General features: G+C 56.5%; 20 protein-coding genes. 7 read left to right on the top strand and 13 right to left on the bottom strand.

Annotated features, from left to right (window positions below; genetic code table 11):
* Nucleotides 1-59: 59 nt before the first annotated feature.
* From licT to map, 3 genes are all read right to left on the bottom strand, one after another.
* On the bottom strand, nucleotides 60-893 hold the full coding sequence (licT, locus tag AB6V08_RS06180; RefSeq protein ID WP_368541851.1) for a BglG family transcription antiterminator LicT: 834 nt from the start codon (nucleotides 891-893) through the stop codon (nucleotides 60-62).
* A 160-nt stretch (nucleotides 894-1,053) separates the two neighbouring features.
* Nucleotides 1,054-1,986 carry a tRNA dihydrouridine(16) synthase DusC gene (gene dusC, locus AB6V08_RS06175; protein WP_368541850.1) on the bottom strand — a complete coding sequence of 311 codons (933 nt, stop codon included), beginning with the start codon at nucleotides 1,984-1,986 and terminating at the stop codon, nucleotides 1,054-1,056.
* A gap of 65 nt (nucleotides 1,987-2,051) precedes the next feature.
* The gene (gene map, locus AB6V08_RS06170; protein WP_368541849.1) at nucleotides 2,052-2,831 is read right to left on the bottom strand and encodes a type I methionyl aminopeptidase; all 780 of its coding nucleotides are present in this window, start codon (nucleotides 2,829-2,831) and stop codon (nucleotides 2,052-2,054) included.
* Between the two features lie 202 nt (nucleotides 2,832-3,033).
* On the opposite strand from map, the gene AB6V08_RS06165 reads away from it, so the two are divergent.
* The 6 genes from AB6V08_RS06165 to AB6V08_RS06140 all read left to right on the top strand — a co-directional run bounded on the left by AB6V08_RS06165 (nucleotide 3,034) and on the right by AB6V08_RS06140 (nucleotide 7,822).
* Nucleotides 3,034-3,432: a CidA/LrgA family protein gene (locus tag AB6V08_RS06165; RefSeq protein WP_368541848.1), complete on the top strand. Its 399-nt coding sequence runs from the start codon at nucleotides 3,034-3,036 to the stop codon at nucleotides 3,430-3,432.
* Nucleotides 3,429-4,124 (top strand): CidB/LrgB family autolysis modulator, encoded by a 696-nt coding sequence (locus AB6V08_RS06160; protein WP_368541847.1) that lies wholly within the window; start codon nucleotides 3,429-3,431, stop codon nucleotides 4,122-4,124. Before AB6V08_RS06165 ends, AB6V08_RS06160 begins: the two co-directional genes overlap by 4 nt.
* Before the next feature lie 128 nt (nucleotides 4,125-4,252).
* The gene (gene cdd, locus AB6V08_RS06155) at nucleotides 4,253-5,137 is read left to right on the top strand and encodes a cytidine deaminase (RefSeq protein ID WP_368541846.1); all 885 of its coding nucleotides are present in this window, start codon (nucleotides 4,253-4,255) and stop codon (nucleotides 5,135-5,137) included.
* A gap of 130 nt (nucleotides 5,138-5,267) precedes the next feature.
* Nucleotides 5,268-5,996 (top strand): outer membrane permeability protein SanA, encoded by a 729-nt coding sequence (gene sanA / locus AB6V08_RS06150; protein WP_368541845.1) that lies wholly within the window; start codon nucleotides 5,268-5,270, stop codon nucleotides 5,994-5,996.
* Between the two features lie 120 nt (nucleotides 5,997-6,116).
* Nucleotides 6,117-7,466 (top strand): type II toxin-antitoxin system HipA family toxin, encoded by a 1,350-nt coding sequence (locus tag AB6V08_RS06145; protein WP_368541844.1) that lies wholly within the window; start codon nucleotides 6,117-6,119, stop codon nucleotides 7,464-7,466.
* Nucleotides 7,463-7,822, top strand: a complete 360-nt coding sequence (locus AB6V08_RS06140; protein ID WP_368541843.1) for a helix-turn-helix transcriptional regulator — start codon at nucleotides 7,463-7,465, stop codon at nucleotides 7,820-7,822. The genes AB6V08_RS06145 and AB6V08_RS06140 overlap by 4 nt, the downstream gene beginning before the upstream one ends.
* Nucleotides 7,823-7,863: 41 nt before the next feature.
* On the opposite strand, the gene mglC is transcribed toward AB6V08_RS06140, so the two are convergent.
* From mglC to AB6V08_RS06105, 7 genes are all read right to left on the bottom strand, one after another.
* Nucleotides 7,864-8,874, bottom strand: coding sequence for a galactose/methyl galactoside ABC transporter permease MglC (mglC, locus tag AB6V08_RS06135; RefSeq protein ID WP_003859318.1), 1,011 nt, complete (start codon nucleotides 8,872-8,874; stop codon nucleotides 7,864-7,866).
* Between the two features lie 15 nt (nucleotides 8,875-8,889).
* Complete coding sequence (mglA, locus tag AB6V08_RS06130) at nucleotides 8,890-10,410, bottom strand: galactose/methyl galactoside ABC transporter ATP-binding protein MglA (RefSeq protein WP_237425187.1); 1,521 nt, start codon at nucleotides 10,408-10,410, stop codon at nucleotides 8,890-8,892.
* A gap of 134 nt (nucleotides 10,411-10,544) precedes the next feature.
* On the bottom strand, nucleotides 10,545-11,543 hold the full coding sequence (gene mglB, locus AB6V08_RS06125; protein WP_063143782.1) for a galactose/glucose ABC transporter substrate-binding protein MglB: 999 nt from the start codon (nucleotides 11,541-11,543) through the stop codon (nucleotides 10,545-10,547).
* A gap of 294 nt (nucleotides 11,544-11,837) precedes the next feature.
* On the bottom strand, nucleotides 11,838-12,860 hold the full coding sequence (galS, locus tag AB6V08_RS06120; RefSeq protein WP_368541842.1) for an HTH-type transcriptional regulator GalS: 1,023 nt from the start codon (nucleotides 12,858-12,860) through the stop codon (nucleotides 11,838-11,840).
* A gap of 155 nt (nucleotides 12,861-13,015) precedes the next feature.
* The gene (gene yeiB, locus AB6V08_RS06115; RefSeq protein WP_368541841.1) at nucleotides 13,016-14,173 is read right to left on the bottom strand and encodes a DUF418 domain-containing protein YeiB; all 1,158 of its coding nucleotides are present in this window, start codon (nucleotides 14,171-14,173) and stop codon (nucleotides 13,016-13,018) included.
* 18 nt (nucleotides 14,174-14,191) lie between these two features.
* Nucleotides 14,192-14,860, bottom strand: coding sequence for a GTP cyclohydrolase I FolE (folE, locus tag AB6V08_RS06110; protein WP_368541840.1), 669 nt, complete (start codon nucleotides 14,858-14,860; stop codon nucleotides 14,192-14,194).
* 103 nt (nucleotides 14,861-14,963) lie between these two features.
* Nucleotides 14,964-16,112, bottom strand: coding sequence for a YbfB/YjiJ family MFS transporter (locus tag AB6V08_RS06105; RefSeq protein WP_368541839.1), 1,149 nt, complete (start codon nucleotides 16,110-16,112; stop codon nucleotides 14,964-14,966).
* Between the two features lie 137 nt (nucleotides 16,113-16,249).
* Between AB6V08_RS06105 and fghA the strand changes: the two genes are divergently transcribed.
* Entirely contained in the window at nucleotides 16,250-17,086 is an 837-nt protein-coding gene (gene fghA, locus AB6V08_RS06100) for an S-formylglutathione hydrolase (RefSeq protein ID WP_368541838.1), read from the top strand.
* 96 nt (nucleotides 17,087-17,182) lie between these two features.
* Here the strand turns inward: fghA and cirA are convergent, their stop codons facing one another.
* The 3 genes from cirA to yieE form a co-directional block, all read right to left on the bottom strand.
* Nucleotides 17,183-19,165: a catecholate siderophore receptor CirA gene (gene cirA, locus AB6V08_RS06095; protein ID WP_368541837.1), complete on the bottom strand. Its 1,983-nt coding sequence runs from the start codon at nucleotides 19,163-19,165 to the stop codon at nucleotides 17,183-17,185.
* A gap of 224 nt (nucleotides 19,166-19,389) precedes the next feature.
* Nucleotides 19,390-20,859 carry an amino acid permease gene (locus tag AB6V08_RS06090; RefSeq protein WP_368541836.1) on the bottom strand — a complete coding sequence of 490 codons (1,470 nt, stop codon included), beginning with the start codon at nucleotides 20,857-20,859 and terminating at the stop codon, nucleotides 19,390-19,392.
* A 188-nt stretch (nucleotides 20,860-21,047) separates the two neighbouring features.
* Nucleotides 21,048-21,914, bottom strand: a complete 867-nt coding sequence (gene yieE / locus AB6V08_RS06085; protein WP_368541835.1) for a DNA-binding transcriptional regulator YeiE — start codon at nucleotides 21,912-21,914, stop codon at nucleotides 21,048-21,050.
* Nucleotides 21,915-21,931: the final 17 nt, after the last annotated feature.

Genomic DNA, 21,931 nt, shown 5'->3' with positions numbered 1-21,931 from the left:
TTGCGAAGGCCGCGCTCAGGTTTTGCCTGCGTAGTGCAGTAACAATCCAGCGTTGGGGCTTAGCGCCCCTCTTTTCTTACCCGCTCAATATGAATGGCGAGGAACATAATCTCTTCGGTGGTCAGCTCGCGCTGATAGCTTTTCTGCAAATGCTGCGCGATTTTCTCGGCGCACTTCCAGGCCTTCGCGTAGTTGTCCTTCACCGCCGCATGCAGCGACACATCGTCGTCGTCCACCACGGTGCGGGTTAACATCCGCTGGGCGAAGAACTTCAGATGGGTGACAAAACGCTGGTAGCTCAGCGACTCCTCGTCGTACTCAAGATGCAGCTGATACTTCACCAGCTGCAGGATCTCCTGCATTACCCGGGTCACGTGCATCACCTCGGGCATTTCGCTGTTCAGCTGCGCCGTCACCAGATGTAGCGCGATAAACCCGGCCTCATCTTCCGCCAGCTCCACGTTCAGGCGCCTGGCGATAATCGCCCGCGCCTCCTGCCCCAGCTCGAACTCTTTGGGATACAGGCGCTTAATATCCCACAGCAGCACGTTTTTGATGGCCAGCCCTTTCTTCTGCCGCTCAATCGCAAAGTAGCAGTGGTCGGTCAGCGTGATGTACAGGCTGTCCTGCAGCTTGCCCAACCGCTGCGCCGCCAGCCCGATGATGCGGTCGCAGGTGGTCATCACCTCCAGCGGGATCTGGTTTAGCAGTTCCCCCAGGCGGCGCACCAGCTCATCGCTTTGCAGCGCGAAGACTTTTTCTATCAGCGCGGTATCCAGTGCCTCACCGACGCGCTTCTGGAAGGCCAGCCCTCGCCCCATCACCACCTGTTCGCGCCCGCGCTCATCCTGAACAACCACCACATTATTATTTAGAATTTTGGCGATTTTCATCGGAACCCCAGAAACAAAAAAACCTGACCTCCGGCGGATGCCAGAAAATCAGGTTTTGCCTGCCGAAGCAGTAACAATCCAGTGCCCGCACTGTATCAGTTTCGTTCGCAGCCTCAAGGTGCCATGAGTAAAAAACGTGACGCAGATCGTTTAACGTCGCCTATTTTGACTGGATCACCCGCGCAATCTCCGCCGAGGTTTGCAGCGTGCGGATCTCCTGAAAAAGCCCCAGCGCTTCAACGTATTCTTTACGCAAATAGCTCAGCCACTGTTTGATACGCGCGACGTGATAAAGCCCGGTATCGCCCTGCTTTTCCAGGCGGCTGTACTTTTGCAGCAGGGTGACCACGTCGGGCCAGGCCATGCGCGGCTCGTTGTACTTCACCACCCGGCTCAGGTTCGGCACGTTGAGCGCCCCGCGCCCAATCATCACCGCGTCGCAGCCGGTCTCTTTCATGCAGGCTTGCGCGCTGTCGTAATCCCAGATCTCGCCGTTGGCGATAACCGGAATGTTCAGCCGCCTGCGGATCTCGCCAATCGCCTGCCAGTTGATGCGCTCGGCCCGGTAGCCGTCCTCTTTGGTACGCCCGTGAACCACCAGCTCCGTGGCGCCGGCCTGCTGCACGGCGTCGGCAATTTCAAACTGTTTATCGCCGCTGTCCCAGCCCAGACGCACCTTCACCGTCACCGGCAGATGGGAAGGCACCGCTTCGCGCATGGCCTTCGCGCCGCGATAGATAAGCTCGGGATCTTTCAGCAGGGTCGCCCCGCCGCCGCTACCGTTGACCATTTTCGACGGGCAGCCGCAGTTGAGATCGACGCCGTAAGAGCCCAGCTCGACCGCGCGGGCGGCGTTTTCCGCCAGCCACTCGGGGTACTGGCCCAGCAGCTGAATGCGCACCAGCGTGCCGGAGGTGGTGCGGCTCTGACGATGCAGCTCCGGGCAGAGCCGGTAGAATGATTTGACTGGCAGCAGCATATCGACCACGCGCAAAAACTCCGTCACGCAGAGATCGTAATCGTTCACCTCGGTCAGCAGCTCGCGCACGAGGGAGTCGAGCACGCCTTCCATTGGGGCCAGTAAAACACGCATTCTGAGTACCTGTGAAAAAAGACGCGCTATGGTAGCCGCTCTCCAGGTATGTGGGAAGCCCGGCGTTACGCCGGGAGGCTCTCTTCCGGGCGCAGGGTTAGGACTTCAAAGCCGTCCGCCGTCACGGCAACGGTGTGCTCCCACTGCGCGGAGAGCTTTTTGTCCCGGGTGACGACCGTCCAGCCGTCTTTTTTGGTTTTGATGCGGCTGTCGCCCTGATTGACCATCGGCTCGATGGTAAACACCATTCCCTCTTTTAATACCGGGCCTTCGCCGGGCTTACCGTAGTGCAGCACCTGCGGATCTTCGTGCATCTCTCTGCCGATGCCGTGCCCGCAGTACTCGCGCACCACGCTGTAGCCGTTGCCTTCAACGTGGCTCTGAATGGCATGGCCGATATCCCCAAGCGTGGCGCCCGGCTTCACCGCCTTAATGCCCTTCCACATCGCTTCGTAGGTCTTTTTCACCAGCCGACGCGCCAGCGGGGAGACGTCGCCAATCAGGTACATTTTGCTGGAGTCCGCAATCAGGCCGTCTTTCTCAAGCGTAATGTCCACGTTCACAATCGAGCCGGTCTTCAGATGCTCGGACTCTTTCGGAATGCCGTGGCACACCACTTCGTTCACGGAGGTGTTCAGCACGTAGGGAAAATCGTACTGCCCTTTACTCGCGGGGCGGGCGTGCAGCTCGTCAACGATGAACGCTTCCACGCGGTTGTTAATCGCCATGGTGGTGACCCCAGGCTGGATAAATCCGTCTAACATTGTAAAAACAGAGGCTAAAAGCTCGCCCGCGTGACGCTGCTTTGCCAGCTCGTCGGCGGTTTTGATGATGATGGACGACATGGTCATCTCCTGCGTCGTTCTGCTTAATCGATTGATTCATATATAAATCAAATACTGGCATTTAAACGAACGCCTGTCCATTTGTGGAATTGCCAGACGTTCCATTCAGGAATGTCTGGTATGCTCAAAATTCATGATGTGATCCGTGGCACATTTCTGGGTTTAATTGTATGATGAATGCGTTTCATCAAGGACTTTCACCATGAGCAAATCATTGAATACTATCTGGCAGTATCTGCGCGCATTCGTCCTGATTTACGCCTGTCTCTATGCCGGGATCTATATCGCGTCACTTCTCCCTATCACCATTCCTGGCAGCATTATCGGCATGCTGATCCTCTTTGTTCTGCTGGCGCTTCAGGTGCTACCGGCCAAATGGGTTAACCCCGGCTGCTTCGTGCTTATCCGCTATATGGCGCTGCTGTTCGTGCCTATCGGCGTCGGAGTGATGCAGTATTACGACGTGCTCAAAGCGCAGTTCGGCCCGATTGTGGTCTCGTGCGCGGTCAGCACGCTGGTGGTCTTCCTGGTGGTGAGCTGGAGTTCGCATCTGGTGCATGGCGAACGTAAAGTGGTTGGGCAGAAAGGAACAAAACAATGATGGCCAATATCTGGTGGTCGCTGCCGCTAACGCTGGCGGTGTTCTTCGCCGCGCGTAAACTCGCCGCGCGCTTCAAAATGCCGCTGCTGAACCCGCTGCTGGTGGCAATGGTGGTGATAATTCCTTTCCTGCTGCTGACGGGGATCCCCTACGAGCGCTATTTCGCCGGCAGCAAAGTGTTAAACGACCTGCTGCAGCCCGCCGTGGTCGCGCTGGCGTTTCCTTTATATGAGCAGCTACACCAGATCCGCGCCCGCTGGAAGTCCATCATCACCATCTGCTTTATCGGCAGCCTGGTGGCGATGATAACGGGCACAACGGTCGCCCTGCTGATGGGCGCCTCCCCGCAGATTGCCGCCTCTATTTTGCCCAAATCCGTGACCACGCCGATTGCGATGGCGGTTGGCGGCAGCATCGGCGGCATTCCGGCCATCAGCGCGGTGTGCGTCATCTTTGTCGGTATCCTCGGGGCGGTGTTTGGTCACACCCTGCTGAACGCGATGCGTATTCATACCAAAGCGGCGCGCGGGCTGGCGATGGGTACGGCGTCCCACGCGCTGGGCACCGCGCGCAGCGCCGAGATGGACTATCAGGAAGGCGCATTTAGCTCGCTGGCGCTGGTGATTTGCGGGATCATGACCTCGCTTATCGCCCCGTTCCTGTTCCCGATTATTCTGGCCGTGGTGGGCTAAAATTTGCGATGCGTCGCGCAAATTTCATTTTGTTTTCATAAGTTGCATACATAATTTGAAGTGGATCACATATTAAGGCCCAGTGGCTCCGTACACTACCGATCCATTAACCTTTATGAGGCTTCGCCATGCACCCACGTTTTCACGCTGCTTACGCCCAGCTTGCCGAGAATTTGCAGTCAGCCCTGGCCCCGGTTCTGGCGGATGCGCATTTCCCCGCCCTGCTGACGGCAGAGCAAGTCACGACGCTTAAAACCGCGACGGGGCTTGACGAAGACGCGCTGGCCTTCGCGCTGCTGCCGCTGGCTGCCGCCTGCGCCCGCGCCGATCTCTCCCACTTCAACGTTGGCGCCATCGCGCGCGGCGTGAGCGGCACCTGGTATTTCGGCGCGAACATGGAATTCCTCGGTGCGACGATGCAGCAAACCGTTCACGCCGAGCAAAGCGCCATCAGCCACGCCTGGCTGCGCGGTGAAAAAGCGCTGAGCGCCGTTACCGTAAACTACACCCCGTGCGGCCACTGCCGTCAGTTTATGAATGAGCTGAACAGCGGGCTGGAGCTGCGCATCAACCTGCCGGGCCGCGAGCCGCATACGCTTGGGGATTACCTGCCTGACGCCTTCGGCCCCCGAGATCTGGAGATCAAAACGCTGCTGATGGACGCGCAGGATCACGGGTTTGCGCTTTCCGGCGACGCGCTGAGCGAAGCGGCGATTACGGCCGCGAACAAGAGCCACACCCCGTACAGCCATTCCCCAAGCGGCGTTGCGCTGCAGTGCCGCGATGGCCGCATCTTTATCGGCAGCTACGCCGAGAACGCCGCGTTCAACCCAACGCTGCCGCCGCTGCAGGGCGCGCTGAACCTGCTGAGTCTTAACGGTTACGACTATCCTGATATCCAGCGAGCGATTCTGGCCGAAAAAGCCGACGCGCCGTTAATTCAGTGGGACGCCACCGCCGCAACCCTGAAAGCGCTGGGCTGCACCAACATAGACCGCGTGCTGCTTGCATAACCCCTTCCCGGGCGGGCAGAAATGCCCGCCCATCTGATGAAAAAGCCCTCAGTTGAATCGCTGTTTCTTGCTCTTACCTGACGGGTACAGTAGCCTGAGTTAATTCTCATCTACGGAACGAGCCATCTGTATGTTAAAGCGCGTTTTTTACAGCCTGTCTGTCCTGGTCGGCATACTGCTGTTGATCGTGCTGGGTCTTGACCGCTGGATGAGCTGGAAAACAGCGCCTTACATCTTCGATGACCTGCAGGACCTCCCCTATCGCCAGGTGGGCGTGGTGCTCGGCACCGCAAAATACTACCGCACCGGCGTGATTAATCAGTATTACCGCTACCGTATTCAGGGCGCGCTGAACGCCTACAACAGCGGCAAGGTTAACTATCTGCTGCTCAGCGGGGACAACGCGCTGCAAAGCTACAACGAGCCGGTGACGATGCGTAAGGATTTGATTGCCGCAGGCGTCGATCCGGCGGATATCGTGCTCGACTACGCCGGGTTCCGCACCCTCGACTCCATCGTGCGCACCCGCAAGGTGTTCGATACCAACGATTTCATCATCATCACCCAGCGTTTCCACTGCGAGCGCGCGCTGTTTATCGCCCTGCACATGGGGATTCAGGCGCAGTGCTACGCGGTGCCTTCACCGAAAGATATGCTGAGCGTTCGCGTGCGCGAATTTGGCGCGCGTTTCGGCGCGCTGGCCGACCTCTACCTCTTCAAGCGTGAGCCGCGCTTTTTAGGCCCGCTGGTGCCCATCCCGACAATGCATGAAGTGCCCGAAGACGCGCAGGGTTACCCGGCGGTCACGCCTGAGCAGCTGCTGGAAATTCAGAAAAAAGCAAAATCCCAGACAAATTAACGCGTAATATTTCACGCATTAACCGCCTTCTCAGTTGCTAATGAGTAATAAACTACACATTAATTGCCGTACTGGTATTTAATGCGTAATATTGTACGCATTAGCGATTCGGGAGGCGAAATGGAAACCTTGACTGTACAGGCATATCTGGACGAGCAGTGGACGGATGTGGCGATCGTGACTTTTCCTGAAAGCGACGCTGGAAACTGGCAAACGACCCGGGTCGAATACCTCACCGAATATGCTATCGCTTTCCTCGACCGCGATGATAATCACGCCGTGTCAGTTAATTATCCCGTGTCTCTGTTTTTTGACGACCAGGGTCAGCCCGGCTGGCTGAGGTTTATCGACGACATTATCCCGAGCGGTGCAAGCCGCCGTTACTGGATTAATGCGCTGGATATCAGCGAACTTCCGGCCGGCCAGCAAAATTTTATTTTGCTGAAGTTTGGCACCATGTCGCCGGTGGGCAATCTGCGTATTAAAGAGTCCGTGCCGGAGTGGAGCGAATCGGCGAGCACAAAAACCTTCACGGTTGAGGATGTCATTAACAGAGCCGCGGACTTCCTGGATTATGCGCAGGAAAGAGGCGCCGCAGCGGGCGGGGCAACGGGCGCAGGTGGCGAAGCCCCAAAATTATTACTGCGCTGTAGCGATAGCGAGGCTATCTGGATCGATACCTGGCAAGACGATCCGGGCTGTCAGGATCGCTACTATCTGGTGAAATATCCCCGAGGCGGCAGAACGGAAGTTGACTGTAATATTCTCAGAGCCGAATACCACTATTACCATGAACTCACCGAAATGGGATTTTCTACCATCCCCACGGCCACAATGCGCCTCGAAGAGGGTCAACATTATCCTTCGCTGTGGCTGCCGCGATTCGATCTCAGACGAAACGAACAGGGGCAGCTGATCAGGCTGGGAATGGAATCGGTTTATTCAATCTTGCAGAAAGCGCCGGGTACGATGCTTGACCACGTAGCCACATTGCATGCGTTGATCGAAAAAATAGTGACCAGCAATACGGTCACCGAACAGGGATACCAGTTCGATGTGCAGGGCTTTGTGATCGAGTGGGTTCGCCGGGATCTGTTAAATATTATCTTTGGTAACAGCGATAACCACGGGCGAAACACGGCGTTTATCAGGGACGATGGCCAGATTAGGCTCTCCCCTATTTATGATTTTGCCCCAATGAAAGCCGATCCCGAGGGCATACCCAGAACGATAAAGTGGCCGTTAAGCTGTGAATCTGGCGGAGAGTATAATTTCCACGCGATTGCTCAGTCGCTATCTGAGTGGGTTCCGCCCGCGGTTTTGCTTGATGCACTGCATGACACAGCCACCCGGCTGGTCGACCTCCCGGAAAGGCTGGCCGCGCGCGGCGTTCCGGCGCAAATAATGGATATGCCCGCCATTGGTTTCAAATATGTTCCGGACAAACTCACACGCTGGGGACTGGTATGAAAGCACCCGAGAAAAAAGCGGAAATCTCCCGCGTAACCAGACAGCGGGTCTCACCCGGCCTGACCAGAGTGGCAACGCTGGATCGCCAGTCGGTCTTGCACGCGGTAATCCGCGATATTCTGCTGGGGGAAATAACTCAGGGAGAGGCCCTGAAAAAACTCAGGGTCGATGTGCTGGGGCTAAAGCAGGACCAGTACGCTGAACTGGTCAAGGTATCGCGCAAGACCTTGTCGGACGTGGAGAATGACAAAGGCAACTACTCCGTTGACGTTATCAACAAAATCTTTAAACCCTTCGGGCTCGAAACGGGCCTGGTGCCCACCTCAAAAACGCTGATGAGTTCACTTCTGGCATAAAAAAGCCCGCTACAAGAGCGGGCTTTTTCACGTCACGACGATTATTTCTTACGGGCGTATTTCAGCGAATCCAGCGCGACCGCGAAGATAATGATTGCGCCTTTGATGATGTACTGCCAGTACGGGTTCACGCCGATGTAGGTCAGGCCGTAGTTGATGACGGTGAAGATGATCACACCGGTCACCACGCCGAGCACCGTACCCACGCCGCCGCTGAAGGAGACACCGCCCACCACGCAGGCCGCGATGGCGTCCAGCTCGTACATGAAGCCGAGGTTGTTGGTTGCCGAGCCGATACGACCCGCTTCCAGCATCCCGCCGAAGGCGTAGAACACACCGGACAGCGCGTAAATCATCAGCAGGTTCAGGGCAACGTTAACGCCGGAGACTTTCGCCGCTTCCGGGTTACCGCCGATGGCGAAGATGTTTTTACCGAAGCGGGTTTTGTTCCACAGGATCCAGACGAAGGCCACCGCAATCAGCGCATAGAAGGTGATGTACGACAGGCGGAAGCTGCCCAGCGCGACAAACCCCTGCGTGAAGGTCGAGAATCCGCTGTCGAAGCCGGAAATGGGGGACGCGCCCACAAAGTCGTAGTACAGGGAGTTGATACCGTAAACGATGATCATCGTACCCAGCGTGGTGATGAACGGCGTCACGTTCAGGTAAGCGATGATAATACCGTTAATCAGGCCAATCACCGCGCCGATGGCGCACACGATCAGGATCACCACGAAAATCGGCATGGTCGCCATTTCCGGGAACACCTTGTTGGCGTTTTCCATCGACTGCAGCAATGTCGCCGCAATAACCGCTGCCAGCCCCACCTGACGACCTGCGGACAGGTCAGTACCCTGGGTGACGATAAGCCCCGCCACGCCCAGCGCAATGATGATACGCACGGAAGACTGGGTCAGAATGTTACTCAAGTTCAGCAGACTTAAGAACGTAGGATCCTGGAAAATAATGATGGCCAGTAATACTAAAAGAACAACGTAAATACCGCCTTCTTTCAGATAAGTGAGAAAACTTTTTTTATTTAACGCACTCATGAGGAGCCCCTGATCTTAAAGGTGCAAAGACGCAAGACGGAGAATTTCGTTTTGCGTTGTTGTTTTAGTGTCAACAATACCGGCAACGAGACCATTGCTCATAACCAGAATACGATCTGTGATCCCTAACAATTCCGGCATTTCGGAAGAAATAATAATGATCCCTTTATTCTTTTTCGCCAGCTCCGCAATCAGCTGATAAATCTCAAACTTTGCCCCCACGTCGATACCGCGGGTAGGTTCGTCCAGCATCAGAATTTCTGGCTGAGTTAATAACCAACGACCGATAATGACCTTCTGCTGGTTACCCCCCGACAGCGACCCGATTTGCGTGCGGTGGCCTGGCGTTTTCACGCGCATTGAGTCGATAACCCACTGGGTATCACTCTTCATGCGGGAATTATCCAACAGGCCGATTTTGCTTTTATAGTTGCGGATATTAGAAATTAACGAGTTAAAGTTAATATCCAGGTAGGCATAAATACCGGTCGAGCGGCGCTCTTCGGTCACCAGCGCAAAACCATTATTGATGGCTTCGTTGGCGTTGTGGTTATTAATTTTCTTCCCGTGCAGCGTAATGGTGCCGCCCGATTTTTCACGGATACCAAATAAGGTTTCCACGATATCGGTACGTTTGGCGCCCACCAGCCCGGCGATCCCCAGAATTTCGCCCTTGTGCAGGTCGAAGGAGACATCGCGAATAGAGGGCTGACGCAGGGACGTGAGGTTACGCACCTCCAGGATCACTTCCCCCGGCTTGTTTTCTTTATCCGGGAAGCGCTGGTTCAGGGAGCGACCGACCATCATGGCGATGATCTTGTCCATATCCAGCCCTTCAAGAGGCTGGGTGGCAATCCACTGACCGTCGCGCAGAATGGTGATTTCGTCGCACAGCTGGAAGATCTCTTCCATTTTATGCGAGATATAGACAATGCCGCAGCCGCGATCTTTCAGTTTACGGATAATAGTAAAAAGGTGATTCACCTCTTTTTCCGTTAATGAAGACGTGGGCTCATCCATGATGACAATTTTGGCATCATAGGAGAAGGCTTTCGCAATTTCGATCATCTGCATCTGGGAAACGGATAAGGTTCCCACGCGGGCGCGCGGATCGATATCAATATCCAGTTCGTCGAAAATTGCCTTGGTGTCGCGATACATTTTATCCTGATCGACGAAGACACCTTTGGTTGGGTAACGCCCCAGCCACATATTATCCATAACCGAACGTTGCAGTACCAGGTTCAATTCCTGGTGAACCATTGAGATGCCGTTTTCCAGTGCTTCTTTCGCGGAATGGAAATCGATCTCTTTCCCCTGAAAAAGGATGCTGCCAGAATCTTTTTGATAGATCCCAAAAAGACATTTTAATAATGTTGATTTACCCGCACCGTTCTCCCCCATTAAAGCGTGAATAGAGTGAGGACGGACTTTTAAATTAACGTTATCGAGTGCCTTAACACCGGGAAATGACTTGTTAATACCGCTCATTTCCAACAAGTATTCACCGGACGACTGAGTAGTTGTGCTGACCATAATTATACCTTGTTGGCCTCGCATATCGCGTTATAAAAGGGCGCAACGAATTGCGCCCAGTGAAGACATTTTTACCCGACATACTTCACGTTGCAGATGCGATGGCTACGCGAATTATTCAGGGTATCTGGCACTTATTTACCGATAAACTCAGCCAGGTTGGACTGGTCTACGCCCACGTAAGGTACGCGAACGATTTTGTTTTCAATTTTCCAGTTAGTGCCGTCTGCTGCACCTTTACCGTCGGCCAGGTTTTTCGCCAGGTCGAAGGTGGCTTTCGCCTGGTTGTTCGCATCGTTCAGCACGGTACCGGCCATTGCGCCAGATTTAACCAGCGCCAGCGCTTCTGGCAGGGCATCCACACCGAACACTGGAATGGAGGATTTGTTGTGCGCTTTCAGCGCTTCTACCGCACCCATTGCCATTGCATCGTTGTTGGCGATAACTACTTCGATTTTGTTCGCATTCGGGCCAGACAGCCACGCGTCCATCTTATCTTTCGCCTGAGCGGTGTCCCACATGGCGGTATCTAACGCCAGCTGCTGGGTTTTCAGACCTTTGTCGTTCAGCTCTTTGATAACGTAGGTGGTACGTGCTTCAGCATCCGGGTGACCGGGTTCGCCTTTCAGCAGAACGAACTGGATCTGACCGTCTTTGTTCAGGTCCCAGTTAGGGTTTGCCGCCCAGTGCTTCGCGATCAGATCGCCCTGGATAATACCGGACTCTTTAGAGTCGGTGCCCACGTAGAACGCTTTGTCATAGCTATCCAGCGCTTTACGGGAAGGTTCTTTGTTGAAGAAGACGATTGGCACGTTCTGCCCGCGCGCTTTCTCAATCACGGTGCCTGCTGCCGCCGGGTCAACCAGGTTGATTGCCAGCGCTTTCACGCCTTTTGCCAGCAGAACGTCGATCTGGTCGTTCTGTTTGGACTGGTCGTTCTGGGAGTCATTCATCAGCAGCTGAACGTCTGGCGCTGCTTTAGCATCTTTCTCGATAGCTTTACGCACAACGGACATGAAGTTGTCGTCGTATTTATAGATAGTCACACCGATGCGGGTATCCGCAGCGTGCGCTGCTGCACCAAAAAGCATACTTGCCATAACAGCGGACAGGGTCAACACCTTCTTATTCATGGTATCTCCGGTTTTTTTATGCAGGGTAGTTCTTGTGAATAACGGTCGGCGGGCAGGTGTTAATGAAACGTTACTGTCAGCCGAAGTTCACTTATAAAATTTCTATCTTCCGTGTTCGGTAACGCTCCAGAAATGCGTTTTATTGGTTGTTTGGGGCGTATTGGCTATGGTTAAAGTGATTAATCACCGTTACATAGCGTTTCAGCCCCTAAAACGCTGACATCATAGTAAGCGTCTTGTTAAGATACTGTGAATTTACTCACAGATTGAAAACGGTTACATCACCTCGTGTAATCAGTTAGTGATCGGAACCACAGTTTGCCGAATGGATACCGAATGACGACGCACTAAAGTCGGCATGAAACAGTGCGTTGCGCCGGGATCGAGCAGCCCTGCCGCGCCCTGTAACGCCAGCTCAGTGGCCAGCTTCGCCATTGAGGCAATCGGGTAGCGCACGGTAGTGAGCTGCGGGTCGGTGTAACGGGCAATGGGGATATCGTCAAAACCAATCAGCGATAAATGCTGCGGCACCGCAATGCCATTATCTTTCAGCGCCGTCAGCGCCCCTGCCGCCATGCTGTCGTTGTAGGCAAAGACGGCGGAAAGCTGCAGGTTGCGCCCGAGCAGTTCGACCATCGCCGCTTCCCCGCCCTGCATGTCCGGCGAGCCGGTGCCAATCCAGCTTTCAGATGCCGCAATGCCGTGCTCTTTCAGCGCTCTCTGCCAGCCTTCGCGGCGCATATCATCGTCTTCAATATGGTGGCTGGACGCCAGATACCCGATGCGCTGATGGCCGTTGTTGATGAGCATTCGGGTGGCCATCATCGCGCCGCTGACGTTATCCAGCCCGACGCAGCGGTGCGCGTAGCCCGGCACAATGCGGTTGATCAGCACCATGCCCGGGATCTGCTCCATAAAGCCGGCAAGCTCCTCATCGCTCAGGGCTTTTGAGTGAACAATCAGGGCATTACAGCGCTGGCGGATCAGCACCTCAATGGCATGACGCTCTTTTTCAGCCTCATGATAGCTGTTGCCGATCAGGACATATTTTTGATGCTGCTGGGCGACCACATCGACCGCCTTCACCAGCGCGCCAAAAAATGCGTCCGACACGTCCATTACCACCACGCCGATGGTGTCGCTCACCTGGGTGGCGAGCGCCTGGGCATTAGCGTTTGGCCGGTATCCGAGCTGCGTAACAGCTTTCATCACGGCTTCACGGGTATCAGGGCTGACCAGCGCGCTGTTGTTCAGCACGCGGGATACGGTGGCAACAGAAACACCCGCCTGGCGGGCGACGTCACGAATGGTGATCATATTCACCATCCTTCAAAGGATTGCAGCAACTCACAGACACCCCCTGTGTTAAGCAAGGTGGCTATTCTGGCAGCGAGAGAAAGGGGACTACGTGAAGAAGGTCACACAGATGAAAACGCTTACATCCGTTTTGTTAATGATTGTGATCCAGATCGTTATCTGGATGTATTATTCAATGATACACCCGAAGCATGTGCGGTTAATTGTCGCCAGAGCCATTCCAGCGGTCCCTGGCGGAAATAGCGCAGCCAGATAACGGAAAACGCCACGTTTACCGCCCACACCGGAACAACAAACGCCAGCAGCGCCAGCCGGTCGAATTTCATAAACAGACCAAACCGGTAGAAAAGCGTGGTGCATATCAGGGTTTGCAGCAGGTAATTGCTTAATGCCATCCGCCCGACGCAGGCAACGGCGTTAACGAGCCAGACGCGACACAGCTGCGGCCAGAAGCCGTAAATCAGCGCCGCATAGCCAATGGTCTGGAACGGCGCGCCCAGTTCGCGCGGCACCTGAAGCAGGAACGCGCACCAGCGGTAGTCCCAGTTGAGATGCCACTGGGCGATAATTGCCGGGAGATTAATCACCACGCCAGTCAGCACCAGCCCTGCCCCCACGCGGCGGTAGTGGCGCAGGCTAAATTCCCCCTTCAGCCAGCCGGTGCGCATCAGCGATGCGCCCATCAGCATCATGCCCGCCAGCTGCCAGCCGTACTGCGCCCCCAGCGCCAGCAGGTTATCCCCCAGCATATCGGCGCGATTGCTTATCGCCTCCGTACCGCCCTTGAGCTTCCAGAACTGCTCGTACTGAAGGTTGGCGGCGTCCGGGATCCACGACCGGTTAGTGGCGTCTCCCGAGATCGCACCCAGCAGGATCAGCACGCCAATGCCCATCAGATAGAGCATCGCGCCGGTATTAAAGAGGCTCTTGACGCTGTGCGCGTCGCGGATCAGCCGCCAGCAGATCAGCCCCACCAGCCCGTAGGCCAGCAGAATATCGCCGTCCCAGAACAGCAGGCCGTGGATAAAGCCGAGGATCACGAGCAGCGTCAGGCGCGACTGGATCCAGCGCGTGCCGCGCTTAAGAAGCAGCTGTAAACCTGCGCCAAACAGCAGCGCAAAGAGGGTCAGGAATTTAACCTGGGCGAAGAGATCAAGGATCGCCCATGTCCAGGCGTCGCTGCGGGTAATGTCGCCATACCACGCGGGATTAAGATAGGCGGCCTTCGGCAAGCCAAAGGCGCTGATATTGAGCAGCAGGATACCGAGAATGGCGACGCCGCGAACAAAATCGAGCGTGACGTTTCGCTCCATGGTCCCTGCCCTGCCTGATTAGTTGTGGTGACGTACCGCGCGCAGGAACTCCTGGCGAGTGTTCTGGCTGGATTTAAACAGGCCACCCAGCGAGGTGGTGGTGGTTGCGCTGGTGGCATCGCGCACGCCGCGCGCCTTCACGCAGTAGTGAACGGCATCGATAGAGACCGCCACGTTGTTGGTGCCAAGCAGCGTTTGCAGCGCGGTCAGGATCTGCTGCGTCAGGCGCTCCTGCACCTGCGGACGCTGGGCAAAGAACTGCACGATGCGGTTGATTTTGGACAGGCCAATCACCGTATCTTTTGGAATGTAGGCCACGGTGGCTTTACCGTCGATGGTCACAAAGTGATGCTCGCAGGTGCTGGTCAGGGTGATATCGCGAACCGTCACCATCTCATCCACCTTCATCTTGTTTTCGATGACGGTGATTTTCGGGAAGTTGGCGTAATCCAGGCCTGAGAAGATCTCGTCGACGTACATCTTGGCGATGCGGTGCGGCGTTTCCATCAGGCTGTCATCGCTCAGATCGAGATTCAGCAGTTGCATGATCTCGGTCATGTGCCCTGAAATCAGACGTTTACGTGTTTCATTGTCCATCTCATGAACCGGTGGACGCAGTGGCGTTTCGAGGCCGCGCGCAACCAGGGCTTCATGGACAAGGGCAGCTTCTTTACTGAGTGATGGCATTTTGTTCTCCTGCAGGTGTGGCTGTCTTTCGCCCTCGTTGTGGCAAAAGTGTGCGCTCATTGTGCGTGAGGCGGCGCACATAATCCAGTATTCACGACGATAATTATTGCAATTGATGCTGTCTTTCAGGATGGCGGTTCCAGACCAGCGCGCCCCCGATAAACAGCGCAATCCCCGCAAGGCCTAGCGCGGGTTCAAGCTGATGCATAAGCCAGGTGGATAATGCCGAGGTCATCGGGCCGACCAGCTGCCCAATGGCATAGCCCGTGGTCAGCAGTCCTGCCATATACCGCGTGTGGTTAGGGGCCAGCTCGCGGCCGTACAGCAGCGAGAGCTGCACGGCGCAGAGGAAGCCCCCGCCCACCAGCAATCCTCCCAGCAGCAGGCCCGCAATTCCCGGCACCAGCCAGGCGGCGAGCACGCCCACGCCCTGCAGCCAGAGAACCATCGCCAGCCTGCGGTTAGACGTTGAAATGTGGCGCAGCAGAATACTCAGCCCAATACCAACCACCGACGCCGCGCCGAAAATCGGCCAGACGAACTGGGCAAACAGGCTGCCGGGAAAACGCGCCACCGCCATTTGCGACAGAAACGTTGCCGGAAGGATGTAGCCGAAGCCCGCCAGGCTGTAGCTCCAGACCAGACGGCGCAGATCGGGCGTCAGCACCAGCGGCTCGGGCGCGGTGTCAGGCCGATGAAGCTGCCCGCCGCGAGGAAGATAGCGCGCCACCAGGGTAATTAAGACCAGCGCCAGCACGCCGTAGATTTGCCACGCCGCCCCGGCGGAAAGCGAACGCGACTGGATATACACCGCGAGCAGCCCGCTCAGGGCGATACCCGCGCCCGGCCCGGCAAACACCGCCGCGCTGAGGCCCGGTTTTCCCAGCTGCCCCAGCCGTTCGTTGGTCCAGGCGGCGATGAGCACCATCGACCAGCCGCTCATGCAGCCGATGACAAAGCGCATCAGGCCGTGAACCACGGCGTTATCCGCAGCGGCAGAGAGCAGCGTCAGCGCCACTGCGCCAGCAATTCCGAGCCACAGGCGCCCTTCCACAAAGCGGTGCGCCCGCATGGCGTCCCAGGCGCCCACCAGGTAGCCGAGATAGTTCATCGCCGCCACCAGGCCGGCGCTCGTCAGCGTAAGCTGTCCGGCGGCAATCATCAGCGGCACCTGAGGCGTAAAGGCGAAGCGCCCTATCCCCATCGCCACCACCAGAACCACAAATCCGCTGAGCGCAATACGCAGCGCCATGACCGCTCCAATTGTTAAAAATAAGTTAATTTATGATGCAGCATCTGACCGCCGAGCGAAAGTGAAAGTTACTCACAGGTAAATGAAAACTCTGTATTATGGCCTTAATGAATATCACTTCGTATAAGGAGCCTTGCATGGAACTGCTCGAAGAGCACCGTTGTTTTGAAGGTCGACAGCAGCGCTGGCGGCACGACTCCACCGTTCTCAACTGCGCCATGACGTTCAGTATTTTTCTGCCTCCCACCGCGAAAAACGCAAAGCCGCCCGTGCTCTTTTGGCTGTCGGGCCTGACCTGCAACGACGAGAACTTCACCACCAAAGCGGGCGCGCAGCGTATTGCCGCCGAGCTGGGCATCGCCCTGGTGATGCCGGACACCAGCCCGCGCGGCGATGAGGTTGCCGACGATGCCGGATACGATCTCGGCAAAGGCGCGGGCTTCTATCTGAACGCCACCGAACAACCCTGGGCCCGCCACTACCGCATGTACGACTACATTCGCGATGAGCTGCCCGCGCTTATCCAGGCGGAGTTCGCGGTGGGCGATCGCTGCGCCATCAGCGGGCATTCGATGGGCGGTCACGGCGCGCTGGTCATGGCGCTGAAAAATCCGGGTAAATACGTAAGCGTGTCGGCATTTGCGCCGATCGTGAACCCGACTCAGGTGCCGTGGGGACAGAAAGCCTTTACGCATTATCTGGGCAATGACGCTGAAAAATGGCAGGAATGGGACAGCTGCGCGCTGATGCTGGCGGGTAAAACGGAAGACGCGATCCCGATGCTTATCGATCAGGGCGATGCGGATCAGTTCCTCGCCGGACAGCTCCAGCCCGCAGTGTTTGCCGAAGCGGCGCGCCAGAAGGACTGGCCGCTGACGCTGCGCATTCAGCCGGGGTACGATCACAGCTATTACTTTATGGCGTCCTTTATTGAGGATCATCTCCGCTTCCATGCGGAGCATTTATTCGGCTAACGGCGGCCTTTCTTGCCCGGTGGCGCGTCGCTCACCGGGCGTGTCCCCTTTTGCAGGCCGGGTAAGGCGCTGCCGCCCCCCCGGCACGTTGCCGCATCAGAACCTGTAATCCACCGCAACAAAGTAACGACGGCCGTCTTCCGTATAGCTGTAGTCATCGCGGCTGAGGTCTTTATCCCCGAGGTTCAGCACGCCGGTGCGCAGCTTCACGCTCTTCGTGGCCTGCCAGGCCGCGCCCGCATTCCAGATAACGTAGCCGCCCACGTTTTTATCCGTCGCGCTGACGGCACGCTTTTCACCGGTATAGTTGCCTGAAACATAGAATGACCAGTCATCAAGCGGCTTCCAGTCCAGCGTGCCGTTGGCGGTGTGGAACGGCAGGGTTTCAAGCGGCTTGTTTCCGCCATCGCTCAGGTCGCGACCGTCGGTATACGTGTAGTTCAGCGACAGCTTCCACTCGTCGCTGAACGGCACTTTCAGCTCGGTTTCAACCCCGGTGATGCGCGCTTTGTTGACGTTGTAATAGCGGAACACCGGCACGCGTTTGCCGCTGCTGTTGGTGTACCAGCCGACAAAGTTCGGGTAGCCCGGCGCGGCGCTGGCGTCGGCGGTGCGGTTGATGTTAATCATGTCATCAACGTTGTTCTGGAAGGTGGTCACGCTGGCCTGAACGCCCTCGAGGATCCCCTCTTCACCGCTGTAGTACAGCCCCACTTCGAAGCTTTCGCTGGTTTCCGGTTTCAGGTCCGGGCTACCCACGATGCGGCAGGATCCGCGGCAGGAGTTGGTCGCCCAGTCCGGGCTGAGCTGCAGCAGCGATGGCGCCTTGAACGCGGTCGCCCAGCCCCCTTTCACCGTCACGGTATCCGTGGCGTTGTAGACCAGATACGCGCGCGGGCTCCAGTGATCGCCATAGGTTTCGTGGTCGTCCATGCGCACGCCGGTGGTCAGCGCCAGCGGCTCGAAGATCCGCCATTCGTCTTCTACAAACAGCGCGTACTGGCTGGCGGAGGTGTTGCTGCTGTTGCCGCCCGTCAGGTTAACTGGATCCTCAAGCTTATCGTGACGCCATTCGCCGCCGACGGTCAGAACCTGGTTAATAACGCCCAGCGGCAGGACATATTTGCCGTCAATCGCGTTGCTTTCAGAGGTGATTGTGCCGGCGTTTTCCGGGTTCTTGTTGTCGACCTTCTCGCCGTAGAATTTCAGCTCGCTGTTGCCCGTGCCCCAGCGGCCGTTGTGGCTCAGGGAGTAGTTCTGGCGCTCAAGGCGGTTTTGGTTCAGGGAGTCGGAATCGCGATCCTGACGATCAAACCCGTAGCCTGCCGTGAAGTCATGATTTTCCGACGGCGTCCAGGCGAATTCCACGTTAGCGTCGCGGCTGGTGAAGCCTTCAATGCGCGGCGTTTCCCCGGTGGCAGTGGTGGAGGACGTTTGCTGATCGTCTTTTTCACGCTTCGACAGGTTGCCGTAGGCCTTCAGCCCCAGCACGCCATCCACCAGCGGGCCGCTGGTATAGAACTGACCGTTGTAGGTATCACCGCGATCGCGATGCTCCTGAATAGTGCTGTCGGCGCTGAGGGTGCCGGTCCATTTCTGGCCGATTTTTTTGGTGATGATGTTCACCACGCCGCCCAGCGCATCGGAGCCGTAAAGCGATGACATCGGCCCGCGCACCACTTCGATACGCTCGATGGCATCTACCGGCACCCAGTTCAGATCGAAATCGTTATGGCGGAAGACGGCGTTGCGGGAGTTCACACGTTTGCCGTCGATCAGGATCAGGGTATAGCTGCTGTCCAGGCCACGAATACTTACCCCTTTGCGGTTATCCCCTTCGCTCGTGAGCTGCACGCCTGGTACATCCTGTAACACATCTTTCAGGTTCTGGACGGGTTTACGCTGCAAATCTTCCTGGGTAATGACGCTGATGCTGGCCGGGGCGTCTTTCAGGTTTTGCTCGGTCGCGGATGCCGTTACAACCAGTGTGTCGCCAGACTCCGCAGCGATGACGGGCAGTGCCAGGGACATAGCGGACGCGCACAGTCCTCCCCTGACGAAGGGATTCAACCTAAACATTCCATATCTCCATGAGGTAAATACAACTAAATCAAAAAATTATTGCTCAGATTGCTTTATTGCCCGCCTGCATCTCCGGCAGGTCTGGGGGTCTTTATTTGAGCGTAACGATAAAGCAAACGATAACCATTATCAATTTAATTGTTAAAATTTATATCCGTTTTGCATACTCAGGACATAAAAAAGCCCGCTCAACCGAGCGGGCTAAAAGAGAGGAAGTGCGTTTATTTTTTGAATCGTTCCGGGAAATCCATTTCGCTGTAGCGAACGAATCGGGTTCCTTTCGTCAGTTTGTAACCAAACCAGATGACCAGGAACAGCGGAATACCAATGTAGGTGGCCGTGACAGCGCCCCAGTCAATGGTGTCCGCAAGGAAAGCTTCATAGTTCTGTCCCAGGGTAATGATCAGGCACAGAATGAAGGCGAAAATCGGCCCCAGCGGGAAGAAGCCTGAACGGTACGGCAGGTTGTTCAGATCGTGCCCCTGCATTACGTAGCCGCGACGGAAGCGATAGTGGCTGATGGCAATCCCGAGCCAGGCGATAAAGCCCGTCATACCCGAGGTGTTGAGCAGCCACAAGTACACGGTCTGGTTGCCGAACATGGAGGTCAGGAAGCACAGACCCGCAATGACCGTCGTAGCGTACAGCGCGTTGCGCGGCACGCCGCCGCGGGACAGCTTAGCGAAAATGCGCGGCGCTTTGCCATCGCACGCCAGGGTGTAGAGCATACGGGTGGAGGCGTACATGCCGGAGTTACCCGCAGAGAGCACCGCCGTCAGGATCACGGCGTTCATCACCGCCGCCGCCGAGAGCAGACCCGCGTGCTGGAAGACCAGCGTGAACGGGCTGACGCTGATGTCTTTCACATCGTTACGCAGCAGGCTCGGATCGGTGTAAGGAATGATCAGGCTGATAATCAGGATAGCGAACACGTAGAACAGCAGGATTCGCCAGAACACCTGACGCACCGCGCGCGGAATGTTTTTCTCCGGATCTTCAGACTCACCCGCCGCGATACCAATCAGCTCGGTGCCCTGGAAAGAGAAGCCGACAATCATCGCCACGCCAATCATCGCCGATAGCCCACCGGCAAACGGCGCATCGCCTATCGTCCAGTTGCTCCAGCCCGCAGGCTCTGTGCCTTTGAAGATGCCGACAATCATCGCCAGGCCGACGACGATAAAGATAATGACGGTCGCCACTTTGATCAGGGAGAACCAGTATTCCGCTTCACCGAACCCGCGAACGGAGATGTAGTTCAGCAGGAAAATCACCGCCAGGAACAGGGCGCTCCAGATCCAGCCCGGCGTATCCGGGAACCACCAGTTCATCACCAGCTGTGCGGCCACGAGGTCAACGGCGATGGTCACCGCCCAGTTGTACCAGTAGTTCCAGCCCAGCGCGAAGCCGAAGCCTTCTTCAACGTATTTTTGACCGTAGGTAGAGAAAGAGCCGGACACTGGCATGTACGCCGCCAGTTCGCCCAGACTGGTCATCAGGAAGTACACCATCAGGCCAATCAGGATATAAGAGAAGAGTGCCCCGCCCGGGCCTGCTGCCGAAATCGTTGCGCCAGAGGCAACGAAAAGACCTGTACCGATTGAGCCGCCAATCGCGATCATCGTCAGGTGACGCGCCTTGAGTTCGCGACGTAGCGCGGGCGCTTCTGTGGTTTTAGTTTCTGAAACCATGTGAAAATGCTGTCCATTTAATAAATGAGGCGCGATTGTAGCAGACGATACGCGTTCCTTCCGGCAGAAATACCCAGTTATAAGAGAGCTTCATGACGCGGCCTGGATTATAAGTAAAGCATAAAAAGACGGGGCGAAAAGATCGCGTAGCCCCGGTAAGCGAAGCGCCACCGGGGAACAGATTTTGCTCATATCTCGCAATAGCGCAGAAAGCGCTGCAGCGAGCTGGAAAGGTGTTTCTGGCGATGATGAATGCACCACAGGGTACGCACCAGCTTCGGCAGCGGCACCGGTATTTCCACCAGCGTGCCGGACTCGAGCTGCTCCGCAATCACTCTTCGGGAGAGGCAGCTGATCCCTAATCCGTGGCGCACCGCGTGCTTGATGGCCTCGGAATTGCCGAGCTCCATCCCCAGCTGAAACTGCGGCAGGTGCGACAGCAGCAGGTAATCGACAATCTCGCGCGTGCCGGAACCCTGCTCACGCAAAATCCACTGCGCCTTCGCCAGCCGCTCCAGCGTCACCTCCCCCTGTAATAAAGAAGAAGCCGGAGACGCAAACACCACCAGCTCGTCCTCAAGCCAGGGCTCGGCAACCACATCGACGTTATGGCACGGCCCTTCGATAAGCCCGATGTCGACGCGAAAATCAATCACCGCGTTAATCACGTCCTGGCTGTTCCCCACGCTCATCTCCAGCGGCAGGGTCGGGAAATCGCGGCGATAGCGGGCGATCACTTCCGGCAGGATGTAGTTCCCGATGGTGCTGCTGGCGTACACGCGGATCGCGCCATTCTCTTCACGGAACAGCTGTTCTATCTCGGTCGCCTGTTCCAGCAGCGCCAGCGCGCGCGGGTAAAGCAGGCGGCCATGTTCGTTCACCACCAGGCGCTTCCCTACCCTGTCGAAAAGCTGAACGCCGAGCTGACCTTCCAGATCCGTTAACGCGGCGCTGACCGCAGACTGGGACAACGCCAGCATCTGCGAGGCCTGGGTTGTCGATCCGCATTTCAGCACTTCGGCAAAAACTTCCAGCTGACGCAATGTAATGTGCATGGTTTCTTACCACTTAT

The organism is Enterobacter soli, from assembly GCF_964208575.1.
GTDB classification, from domain to species: domain Bacteria; phylum Pseudomonadota; class Gammaproteobacteria; order Enterobacterales; family Enterobacteriaceae; genus Enterobacter; species Enterobacter soli_A.
The sequence above is the reverse complement of the archived record's forward strand: the minus strand, read 5'-3'. Positions and strand labels throughout refer to the sequence as shown.